The 11,721-nt window shown below is 47.7% G+C and carries 10 protein-coding genes; 5 read left to right on the plus strand and 5 right to left on the minus strand.

The features are described 5' to 3' along the window. From WC259_RS05845 to WC259_RS05855, 3 genes are all read left to right on the plus strand, one after another. The coding region (locus WC259_RS05845; protein ID WP_372643562.1) for an aminoacetone oxidase family FAD-binding enzyme at nt 1-773 on the plus strand (773 nt) is incomplete at its 5' end. Nucleotides 774-898: 125 nt separating this feature from the next. Further along, nucleotides 899-1,756: a DUF6612 family protein gene (locus tag WC259_RS05850; protein WP_061977072.1), complete on the plus strand. Its 858-nt coding sequence runs from the start codon at nt 899-901 to the stop codon at nt 1,754-1,756. Between the two features lie 133 nt (nt 1,757-1,889). Further along, nucleotides 1,890-3,881, plus strand: a complete 1,992-nt coding sequence (locus tag WC259_RS05855; protein ID WP_078987058.1) for an ABC-F family ATP-binding cassette domain-containing protein — start codon at nt 1,890-1,892, stop codon at nt 3,879-3,881. Here WC259_RS05855 and WC259_RS05860 read toward each other — a convergent pair. After that, nucleotides 3,878-4,549 carry a hemolysin III family protein gene (locus WC259_RS05860; protein ID WP_149867368.1) on the minus strand — a complete coding sequence of 224 codons (672 nt, stop codon included), beginning with the start codon at nt 4,547-4,549 and terminating at the stop codon, nt 3,878-3,880. The genes WC259_RS05855 and WC259_RS05860 overlap by 4 nt on opposite strands. A 101-nt stretch (nt 4,550-4,650) precedes the next feature. Here WC259_RS05860 and WC259_RS05865 point away from each other — a divergent pair, with 101 nt between their 5' ends. Beyond that, complete coding sequence (locus tag WC259_RS05865) at nt 4,651-5,931, plus strand: serpin family protein (protein ID WP_011308821.1); 1,281 nt, start codon at nt 4,651-4,653, stop codon at nt 5,929-5,931. Between the two features lie 81 nt (nt 5,932-6,012). Here the strand turns inward: WC259_RS05865 and ablA are convergent, their stop codons facing one another. Together ablA and WC259_RS05875 are read right to left on the minus strand one after the other, a co-directional pair. After that, entirely contained in the window at nt 6,013-8,205 is a 2,193-nt protein-coding gene (gene ablA / locus WC259_RS05870) for a lysine 2,3-aminomutase (RefSeq protein ID WP_372643565.1), read from the minus strand. Between the two features lie 452 nt (nt 8,206-8,657). Next, nucleotides 8,658-9,152 carry a HEAT repeat domain-containing protein gene (locus WC259_RS05875; RefSeq protein ID WP_011308819.1) on the minus strand — a complete coding sequence of 165 codons (495 nt, stop codon included), beginning with the start codon at nt 9,150-9,152 and terminating at the stop codon, nt 8,658-8,660. 151 nt (nt 9,153-9,303) lie between these two features. Between WC259_RS05875 and WC259_RS05880 the strand changes: the two genes are divergently transcribed. Then, nucleotides 9,304-9,657 (plus strand): DUF134 domain-containing protein, encoded by a 354-nt coding sequence (locus tag WC259_RS05880; RefSeq protein ID WP_011308818.1) that lies wholly within the window; start codon nt 9,304-9,306, stop codon nt 9,655-9,657. Here the strand turns inward: WC259_RS05880 and WC259_RS05885 are convergent. Together WC259_RS05885 and WC259_RS05890 are read right to left on the minus strand one after the other, a co-directional pair. Next, the gene (locus tag WC259_RS05885) at nt 9,654-10,628 is read right to left on the minus strand and encodes an aldo/keto reductase (RefSeq protein WP_061977064.1); all 975 of its coding nucleotides are present in this window, start codon (nt 10,626-10,628) and stop codon (nt 9,654-9,656) included. The two genes, WC259_RS05880 and WC259_RS05885, sit on opposite strands and share 4 nt — an antisense overlap. A 269-nt stretch (nt 10,629-10,897) precedes the next feature. After that, on the minus strand, nt 10,898-11,721 hold an 824-nt coding region (locus tag WC259_RS05890; protein ID WP_372643569.1), incomplete at its 5' end, for a PIG-L deacetylase family protein.

The raw sequence follows: 11,721 nt of genomic DNA on the forward strand, positions 1-11,721 counted from the left end.
AAACCGGTTTCAGCTTGGGTGCGGCAGACGGTAAACAGCAAACCGGCCACAGCCTTATCCTGACAGGCGGAGGCTCTACTTACCCTTCTTTCGGTTCGGACGGAAGCGGCTACAAACTGGCTTCTTCACTGGGTCACCGCATCATCAAACCTGTACCCAGTACTGTACCTCTGGTGGTCAAAGACCCTCTCTGTCACCTGCTTCAGGGGCAACGCATTATTGCCCGTGCCCAAAGCCGTATCCAAGGCAAAATAGGCAACCCTGTTGACGGAGAACTGCTTTTTACCAAATACGGTTTGTCAGGCAGCCTTATACTGGATATAAGCCAGGAAATTTCTCTGGCTATAAACCGCTTAAATATAAAAGATGTCTCCCTTGAAACAGACCTGATACCCTTTATGGAGCAAAAACAGCTGGAAACAGAGCTGACTAACCGCCATAAAATGGGCTTAACTCCGGAGGATATGCTGACCGGTATATTGCCCGGTAAACTCTGCCTGGCATTTAAACAGCTATTTGAAAAAGAAAACCCCTCCAAAGCGGCTGCTAAACTTAAAAACTGGCGGTTTGAGGTTTCGGGAACCCGAGGCTGGAATGAGGCCGAATTTACCGCCGGCGGTATAGACACCAAAGAGGTAGACCCCCAAACCCTGGAGTCAAAGCTGGTCAAAGGGTTGTATCTGGCAGGCGAGGTGCTGGACGTAAACGGCAAACGCGGCGGCTATAACCTTGGATTTGCCTGGGCTTCCGGCTACGTAGCCGGTTTAAGTTAAAATTTGCAATTTGTAGCTATGCCGCAAGGATTACCATATTAACTTCTTGCTTGACTATATTTATCATAGTGTCCTGTATAGTCTAAATAGTTTACTGTAATAGTAAACAGGAAAGGTAGCAACAGATAAAATCCTTTAAAGTTATAGCTCCCTTAATCAGCCTGCTCATGCTACTCTCACTGGCTTTGGGCAGCAGCTGTTCAAGCGGCACAGCGGACAATGATTCACCAGACACCAATAATCTTCCCGTATCGGACACTACCCCTACCGGCTCACAGCTGATTGCTTCCATACTGGCCGCCTCTCCCAATATAACCAGCTTTGATACGACCAGTGTTATTGACATGACTATGCAAGTTTCCGGTATGAGTATCAAAACGGTTATGACTGCAAACGGCAAAGAGGACCTTAGCAGCAAGAAAGCGTACTTAACAAGCAGTATCATCGTGACCGGAGATTTGGCGAGCACCATGGAAATGGAAACCTACCTGATTGATAGTTTCCAGTATTTCAGGATTACCAGCACCGACCAGAACACCGGCATGCAGCTTAACACCTGGTACAAAATGCTGATGGATACCCAGATGCAAACCCAGACTTGGAACGCCCAATCCCAGCAGAATAACTACCTGTTTTCCAAATCCAGCATTACCGTAGACGGGTCTGAAACGATAAACGGAACAAGCTGCTGGAAAGTTACAATCACCCCTGACCTGACAGAACTGATAAAATACCTGAACGAACAGCAAGCTATCGAAGACCCTTCAGCTATAACCAACCCTGCTGACAGCCTGAAAAATATAAAACTGACTGCTTGGGTGGCCAAAGATACTTCTTATGTAATAAAAATGAATCTGTCCATGGATATGCTCATAGAGGCGCAAACTTTATCTATGGTTATGTCTACAACTATAACCAATATTAACCAGCCGGTATCTATCACTCTGCCCCCTGAAGCGGTTAATGCCATTCAGGTAGGCTAGGTTTTCTAACACCTTCCGGAAAGAAACCCTGAAGGGGGAGGCGATTTCAAGCCTCCCCCTTTTTATATTGAGTTATACCTCCTTTGGCGGCGGGGGTTTCTTACTGTATAATGGCTACTATACAAAAACTAATATGTTAAATATCCAAAATCTTTCCAAATCCTTCGGGGTGCGCAGCCTTTATACCGGCGTAAACCTGAATATAGGCGCAAGAGACCGCCTGGCTTTACTTGGCCCGAACGGCAGCGGTAAAACTACCCTTTTTGAAATGATTGCCGGCAGGCTGGAACCTGATGAAGGTAAAATCATCCTCCGCCGCGGCACTACGGTAGGTTATCTGGAGCAGGATATCAAACCCAGTTCCAAACAACCCCTGCTTAAAGCTGTTTCCAGCGCCTCAGACCGCCTCCGTTCCCTTTCGCACAAGATTTCCCTGCTGCAGGGAGAACTGGCAGAAGAAAAAGACGGCTCTGAAAGCAACCGCCTGATGAACGAACTGGGTGAACTTCAGCACTCTTTTGAAGCTCTGGGCGGCTATAACGCCGAACAGGAAGCTAAACTGATACTGGCAGGACTGGGTTTCAAACCCGCCGATTTTGACCGCCCCCTGCATGAATTTTCCGGCGGCTGGCTGATGCGGGCTGAACTGGCAAAACTCCTTTTCCTCAGCCCGGATATACTTATACTGGACGAACCTACCAACCACCTTGACCTGGAATCCACCCGCTGGTTTGAAAGCTACTTGAAGCAGTACAGCGGTTCGGTGCTTTTTACCAGCCATGACCGGGCATTTTTGAACTCCATCGCAACCAAAATACTGTCACTGGAGGAACAAAAAGCCCGTCTCTATACAGGCAATTATGACAGCTACCTGCGTGAGCGCGAACTCCGCCTAACCCAGCTTGAAAGCCAATCCCGCCGCCAGCAGGAGCTTATAGACAAAGAAACCAAGTTTATAGAACGTTTCCGTTACAAAGCCACTAAAGCCAGCCAGGTGCAAAGCCGGATAAAAAAGCTGGATAAACTGTCTGCCATAGTTATCCCCCGCCAGACCAAGAAAATGCACTTCAACTTCCCTGAACCGGAACGCAGCGGGCATGATGTTATAAAACTAAGAAACCTTACCAAGTCTTACGGCGATATGGTTATCTACCAGGGGCTGGAACTGGTACTCAACCGCGGAGATAAAGTTGCACTGGTAGGTCCGAACGGTGCCGGCAAAACCACCCTCCTGAAGATACTGGCCGGGGTTATGCCCTTTGATTCGGGTTACCGTAATCTGGGTGTAAACGTAAATACCGCCTATTTCGCTCAGTATTATGTAGAGTCACTCTGCCCGTCCAATAACCTTATTCAGGAACTGGAAACAATACTGCCTGATGCCCCTGAACAACAGCTGCGGGGCATGCTGGGGGCATTTCTATTCAGCGGAGATGATGTAAAAAAGAGAATATCGGTACTGTCGGGAGGTGAAAAAACCCGTTTGGCCATCGCCAAAATGCTACTCAAACCAGCCAATCTGGTACTCATGGACGAGCCTACCAACCATCTGGATATACCTGCCCGTGAAATACTGGCTGATGCCCTTCAGGCTTACAAAGGCACTCTTTGTTTCATCACTCATGACCGCACCCTTATCCGCGAAGTGGCCACCAAGATTATTGAAGTACGAAACGGTAAAATCAGAATTTTTGAAGGCGATTATGATGCCTATCTGGAATTTGCCGCCGCCAACCCCTTTGAAGATGAAATACTAAAGAACAGGACTGCGGTCAGTTCCCCCCGCCCCGCTCCCGTTTCAGCCTCACTCTCCCAGAAACAGCGTAAAACTCTGGAAGGTCAGATTAGAAACCAGCATTATAAAGAAACAGGGGCTTTAAAACAGGAAATCTCTGATACAGAGGAAGAAATAACCGGGCTGGAAAAAAGCAAACAGGAACTGGAAACCCTGCTTGCCGACCCCGATTTATACCGAAGCGGCCAAAAAGTGGCCGATGCCTCTTTGGAATATAAAACCTGCAAAGAACGGCTGATAATTCTGGGTGAAAAATGGCTGAAACTTTGCCAGCAGAATGACACACTTAAGCAGAAACTGGAAGATACCCTAAAGGAACTGGATAACTAACCTAAAATAGCCAGTATAACCGCCGCCAGATGAAACGCCCAGCCCAGCAATATAAGGGTATGGAATATCTCGTGGAAGCCGAAAGCACCCGGCACAGGATTAGGTTTTTTCAGCCCGTAAATAACCGCCCCGATACTGTATGCCAGTCCTCCGGCCGCAATCAGCCAGAACACCAGACTCGGCATATTCAGCCAGAACTCTCTTAACGGGACAACCGCCATCCAGCCCATACCCAGATAAGTTACCGGTGAAAGCCAGCGGGGTGCATTCAGGAAAAATATCTTCTGGAAAACCCCTGCCAGCACAAAAACCCAGGTGGCAATAAGCATACCAAGCCGCCAGCCGCCGTCCAGATAGATATAAGCCATAGGGGTATACGTACCGGCTATCATTATAAATATAGCTATATGGTCAAGCTTGCGCCAGACATTTATTTCATTTTCCTTTTTTTTCAAGGCATGGTAAATGGTACTGAAGGAAAACAAACTGATAACGGCCAGGGCATAAATCACCGAGACCGCCATAATATCCCAGTTATCCCAGCTGAGGATAACCAGCACTATCAGTGCCAGCACACCCCCCACCGCCCCTGCCAGATGTGAAAATGATGAAAAGCGCTCCGCTTTGCGTATATTTATGTTCGTCCTCCTGAAAGAAATTACAATTATAAACCTTTAATTTCAAATGGTCTACGGGCATTATTACCCTATACTATCCTTTTCAGACCCCCGGCGTTTTAATATTTGCAGACAACCCAAGGAGATAAAATATGAAAATCAAACATGTATTTTCACTGCTGGCAGTAGCCAGTTTATTTACCCTTACAGCCTGTTCGGGCGGAGTTTCGGCTGAGGAACTGAAATCTGACAAAGACCGGATTGCAAACCCGAATATCAGCCAGCAAGACGCAAATATTCAAGCAGAAGCCAACAATGATTTTGCCTTCAAGCTGTATCACTTTCTGAAAGGTACAGAGGAAGGCAATTTCTTTTACTCCCCTTTCAGCATCTCCATTGCTCTGGCCATGACCTACGCCGGAGCAGATACCACCACCAAAACCGAGATGCAAAATACCCTTAACTACCTGCTGCCGGATGCAAACCTGCATGCCTTTTTTAACTTTATAGATCAGGAATTGAATAAAAGAGAATCACAGGCAGAGGAGGCCGATGCCGGCACTTTTGAGCTGAAACTGGTAAATGCCATCTGGGGGCAGAAAAATTACACCTTCCTGTCAGATTTTCTGGATACGCTTGCCCAGAACTACGGTGCAGGACTGCGGGTACTGGACTTTGCCGCCAGCTCTGAAGATGCCCGCAGGGTGATAAATGACTGGGTATCCGAGGCAACCAAAGATAAAATCAAAGACCTTATCCCCTCTGATGGAATAGACTCAACCACCCGTCTGGTGCTGACCAATGCCATTTACTTTAATGCCGCCTGGGCAGCTCCGTTTGAAGAAGAAAACACTCAGAACGGCCTTTTCTACCTGCAAAACGGCTCTAGCGTAAGCGTGCAGATGATGCACCAGAGCGAAGGCCACGGCTATTACAACGGAGATGATTTTCAGGCGGTAGAACTTGCTTACGCCGGAAACAGTCTCTCCATGGTGATTATCCTGCCGGATGAAGGCAAGTTTGGACAGGTGGAAGATGCTCTTTCCGGGCAAATGCTGACCGGGATACTCGCTTCCATCAAGTATAACCAGATAAATTTATCCCTGCCCAAATTCAGCTTTGAGTCAGAGTTTGCCCTCAAAGATGCCCTGTCTGCCTTGGGTATGCCCACTGCTTTTAGCGGCCAAGCGGATTTCTCAAAAATGGACGGCGGCTATAACCTGATGATAGGTGACGTATTTCATAAATCATTTATATCTGTAAGTGAAGCCGGCACTGAAGCGGCAGCGGCAACAGCCGTAACTATGAACCTGACTTCCGCCCCTGCTGAACCTGTCACCCTGAGCATTGACCGGGCTTTTATATTCTGCATAGTAGATATGGCTACCGGCACTACTCTCTTTACCGGACGGGTACTGAACCCTGGCGCCTGAAATAACCTGCAATCTGTCAAACAAAAGCGGACACCCCAAAAAGGTGTCCGCTCTGCTATATGATACTGAAAGCAACTTGGCCTATTTGGTCTTTTTCTTCAGGCACTTGTACCAAACATTCATGCTTTTTATACTGCCGTTTATTTGGGTATTGTTTTTCAGCCTCCCGGCAAATTTATATCCCTGGCGGGCAAAGCTGATATTCATACCATAAGACTCCGCCACTGCAGACGTATAGCTAACTCCAAAGCCTTTTTGCTTCATTTCATCTTCCATAGTACGCAGTAAAATACCTGCCAGCTTGCGGCGTCGGTATACGGGCAAGGTAGCAAAATCTGTCAATTCCACGTGCCCTTCCAGCGGATACTGTTCGGCTGAAGATAACGCCGCCAATCTGTCACCATGCCAGATACCATAATAAGTTATGCTTTCAGCCATGGTGCGGCTGATATAGTCCGGTTCAAAAATGGGAAACGGATATGATGCAAAAACAGTGGAAAAAACCTCGGCCATAGCTGACGTATCTTCAGCGGTGCATTTGCGAAGGGTATACCCGTTAGGCAATTTGACCGCCGGCACTTTACCGGCTTTGGAATGGGCCACCTTCAGCACATCTTCCAGCAATTCGCCATTTTCTTCTATTTTACGGTCTTTATCTATAAACTTTCCCATGAAGTAACCGGCTTTGCTCCCGCCGTAAAAACAGGGGATAACCGCCTCGGTTTCAAAACCATCTGCTTCAAACAGGGGCTTTATATCCTCAGACACCTTGGCAAACAGCTTGGTGTAGCCGTTTTCGGTTGCCAGTGCCTGCATCCCAGTTATCAGAGTGGCGGCCTCCTCGGCGGCCAATCTCATCAGGTAGATACGGTCACTGTTTTTGCCGTGCTGGATGAGGGAAGTCCCCATAGTAGTTATCTGGTCATAGCCGCTCTTGCGGCGATCCATTCGGTCACATTCAGTGGGAACTAAATAATCGGTATCTTCATAGTTAGACAGCAAACGGGCAATCCCTACCAGCGCCCCCTCTGCCGCACCATTCAGGTCCAAATCCAGATTACAGGCCGAACAATCCTGCCCGCACTTGGGCGGGTGGTAATCTTCCGGCTGGTAATAGGCCGTGATAATCCCTTCGTAATTACGCAGAATAACCTTGCTGGAAGACTGGGATATGAGGTAATTCGGCATAATAGGTATCTTGCCGCCGCCATTCGGCGCATCTATAACATATGTGGGTACGGCAAATCCGCTGGTATGCCCGATAAGATTTTCGATAATCTCTATACCCTTGCCTATGGAAGTGCGGAAATGGGAAAGGCCCTGTGCCGGGTCACACTGGTAGAGGTAATACGGTCTGACTCTGTTTTCCACCAGTTTATGTACCAGGGCTTTCATAACCCGCGGACAGTCATTTACCTTGGCCAGCAAAACTGTCTGGTTACCTAAGGGTATACCGGCATCTGCCAGCATGCCAAGCGCCCGGCTGGAGGTGGAGGTTATCTCACGGGGGTGATTGAAATGAGTATTTATCCAGACGGGGTGATACTTCCGGATAATTTTTACCAGATGGGGAGTAATCCGCTGGGGCAATACCACCGGTACCCGTGTACCAATCCTTATTACCTGAACATGGGGTATCGCTTTCAGTTCTGAAAGTAGCCATTCAAGTATGCTATCAGGAAGGAGCAGAGGGTCACCCCCGGACAGTAAAACATCCCGCACCCGGGGGGTGTTTTTTATGTACTCCAATCCCTTTTTCAGCTCATCACGTGAAAGGTTTTTATCAATATCCCCCACCTTGCGTTTGCGGGTACAGTGCCGGCAGTACATGGCACAACGGTTTGAGACATGAAACAGCACCCTGTCCGGGTAGCGGTGGGTAATGCCGGGAGCGGGGCTATCCACGTCTTCGGCCAGAGGGTCTTCTTTATCGTAGCAACTGAAATTTAGTTCAGCGGCACTGGGTACAGACTGGATAAAAACAGGATCATTTTCGTAATTTTTGCGGTCAATAAGGGAAAAATAATAAGGTGTAATGCTCATGGGAAACTTGAGGATAGTATCTTCCAGACTACGGCGTTTTTCAGCTGAAAATTTTACACCCAGCAGTTTTTCAACTGTGGTCAAGTCCCTAATAGTATGGGAAATATGCCATTTCCAGTTATTCCATTCGTCCTCATGGTAGTCAGAGCTTATCTTGTGAGCCATCACCTGGTGGTCTTGCTCCGTCTGGGGGTATTGAGGCATTTCGGATTTTGTATCGGCTAAAACCATGTTAATCCTTCCTTTGTGCAGGGAATAACCCCAACCCGAAAGCTGAATTAAGAAAACACGGCTAGACAAATGAAAGTCTCGGATAGAAAATTTGGAACTGCGTAAAGACTGACAAGTACCCGGGATAATATAAAAACCAGTGGCTGGAGAAAAACCTGAAAACTAAATACAGCGGAAAGGGCCGGGGCAAAACCCGTTAAAACGGGCTACAACAAACTATATTCAAATAACTTTTTCACTTTGGAGAGATAAATACCTCCTCATGTGCTTCATATTTACTTTATTTTACCGCTATTATATCCCTACAGTCAAGCTACAAAGGTATAATAGCGAGATATTAAGACCTTTTAAATAAATACAGATTATTTTATAACCTTATTTTTCTGTAGTTAACTGTAAATCATTTTATTTGCCTGTATTTATCCATGTATAGATAATAATCAGGTTTTATTTTAAAATTTAAGCTTTACAAGCGCTTCCTCGGCGGCTACCGGAGCATCAGACCGGGGGGAATTGCTTTCCAAAGCCTTTATAACCCCTGACAAACTGTTTTTAAGCTGCTTGTCTCTCAGCCCGGTAAGCACATGGTGAGCTTCCTCTCTGAGGAGAGGTGAACGGGCATCTGACAAACTAAGGGCACGCAGCAGCGGCTTCACCCCTTCTTTGCCTATTTTTATCAGACCCAAAGAGGCCAGCCAGCGTATATCGGATACCTCATGGGAGAGAAGTTTGACCAAAGCCCCGGCGGAAGAGGCATCCCCAATGCGGCTTAGGGCTTTTACACTTTCCCACAGGGCATCACCCTGATACTCATCCAGCTTGGCAACCAGATATGGCACGCTTGATTTACCCAAATCTTCAAGCGCCAGCCGGGCAGACTGGCGTTTCAGACCATCCGGGTCTTTTAAAAGTTGTATCTGCTGCTTAATAAACTCGGTATCTGCCATCGCTTTGCCCTCCTCTTCTGAGCTTAATCCAAAACAGGCACATGGTCTATTAGTAATGATACGTAATAACACCTGCAGAATAAATATTGACACAAATAAAAGTAGAGGCTATTCTGAAGCCAAGCGTGAAAGAAACTGAAAGGTAAGCACCATGCCCCGACCGTACAAATGCCGCCGCATAAGTGAGATACCCAAAGTAGCTTATTACAAACCTGCCGGCATACCTCTGAGTATGCTTGAGGAAAACCAGCTGTCTACTGAGGAAGCTGAAGCACTGCGTTTAAAAGACCTGCTGGGGCTGGAGCAAGCCCAAGCCGCCCTGCAGATGAATATCTCCCGCCCCACTTTTCAGCGGATGCTTTATTCCGCCAGATACAAAGTGGCAGACGCCCTGCTAAATGGCAAGGCACTGCGGATAGAGGGAGGGGTTTTTGAGATAGATGCCCGCCCCTGCTGCCAGAGGCAAACGCCCCCTTGCCAGCCAGACCCGCCGGAGCAGACCTAAAACCGGGACACCTTATTTAATTCAGCTATTTCGGCTGTAGTCAGCTTTATATCCAGAGCCTTCAGGTTTTCCCGTGCCTGCACCGGAGTACTGGCGCCGGCTATGGCAAAAACAGTATCTCCCTGCCCGTAAATTACCCACGCCAGAGCTACCTGAGCTATATCTGCACTGTATCTGCCGGCTATTTCTGAAAGCTTGGCGATAATAGGCATACTCTTTTCCAGCGCCCGGCGGATAGATTTACGGCGGATAAACGGCACCTGCTGCAGATACTCCGGGTTACGCTGGTATTTACCTGAAAGGATACCCATACCCAACGGAGAATAAGCTAGCAGGCTTATACCCAACTCACGGGCAGTTTCAAGCACCCCGTTAGTCTCAATCTGCCTGTCCAGCAGATTGTACCTGACTTGATTTGATGCCAGTGACAAACCATGTTCATTTAAACGCTTCTGGGCAATGCGCATCTGGGAGGCATTAAAGTTGCTGACGCCTATGGCCCGTATCCGCCCCTCTTTATACAGGGCGGCCATGTTATCCATCTGGGCATCAATAGAGGCAAAAAGGCCCGGAAAATAAACCTGATACAAATCCACTTTATAAGGGTTTAGAAAACCCTCGCGCATGGGCAGAAGGGTTTTAATAGAAGATGCAAACCGCAAAGTAGGCTGCCATTTGGTAGCTATAAAGCACTCTCCGGGCTGGATACCCGCCTGTTTCAGGGCTTCGGCTAAAGCCTCTTCACTCTGCCCCATGCCATAGGCTTCGGCTGTATCAAACCAGTTTATCCCACCCCCCAACGAATTAAGCACAATCTCGTTTACTTTGGTCTGGTTCAGCATGCCCCATACCCCAATAGCCGCCCCCTTACCGCGGGAAAACTGCCAACCGCCCAAGCCGATGGGGCTAAGCCCTATGCCCGTTTTGCCGAGCTCACGGTAAGCCCATTTTTTATCTATTATATTATTCATATATCCGGTTACTCCCAATTATTATTTATATCCCGAAAATATTACATATAAATGTTAGCGGTCAGAACTGTTAAAGGCAAGCCCCACAAAGCCTGGCACGCCAAGGTAAGATTGTTTAAGGGGGAAAACGCATGCCCCGCATTTCAGGCCTTGCTCTGGCAATCTGGCCAACCAGAAGGGGAACAAAGAGAATAACTCAGCCTGACTATTTACTGTTTTGAAATCTTAAGGGGATACTGCCAGCCGAAATCCCCCAAACCCTGATTGAATCAGTTCGGCAGACAAACCAGCTCATTCTGGCGGATAAAACTCTGCATAAGGGGCTTCAGAAATGGATTTTTCAGCTGGCTCGCATAGGCACTCAAGGCTGCCAATTTTCGTTCCAGCTGCTCTTCAGAGAGGTCAAACTTAAGCCAGTTGTGGTCTTCATTTACCAGAGTAAGCGGCGGCAACAGATACAAGTTTTGGTTAAAAACCCGCGGTTGAGGGAAGAATATCCGATAATGCACCAGATATTCATAACCCCGGATACCGGGGGTAACTTTTAAACACTGCCTGACTACCCTGCTTACAGCCGCATGGTCATCGTGAGCATCTTGGGGGTGGGGGTAAAACACAATATCCGGCATGAAGCTATTTATCAAAGCACCGAAGCAATCTATCAACAGGGTAACAGGCACTGACCGAAGACTGCCGTCTTTAAAATCCAAAAACACCAGATGGTCTGCTGCCACCCCCAGCAAGCGGCAGGCACTTTCAAACTCTTGGTAACGGATTTCTTTGTTGGTAAATTTGCTGCCGTCCGTAACCAGTACAATCTCTACCTCTGCTCCGGCCTGACAGGCACTGTCAATGTAGCCACCAAGTGCAATAGTTTCATCATCGGGGTGGGGTGAAAATATAAGTATCCTCTCCCCCGGTTGGGGTGACGGCAAGTAATCAAGCTGTTTGATATACTGCTGGCCCAGTACTGCCGGCATAGCCCAGAGAAAAAAGGATACACCCGCCAGACAGATAACCGTCAGGCTAAGAAATAGTCTTGCCCTATTCTTTTTCATAAGTTTCATCTGTATCAGTTTAGAAAATATGGCCG

Origin of the sequence: Dehalococcoides sp., assembly GCF_041654235.1 — a bacterium.
GTDB lineage: Bacteria > Chloroflexota > Dehalococcoidia > Dehalococcoidales > Dehalococcoidaceae > Dehalococcoides > Dehalococcoides mccartyi_B.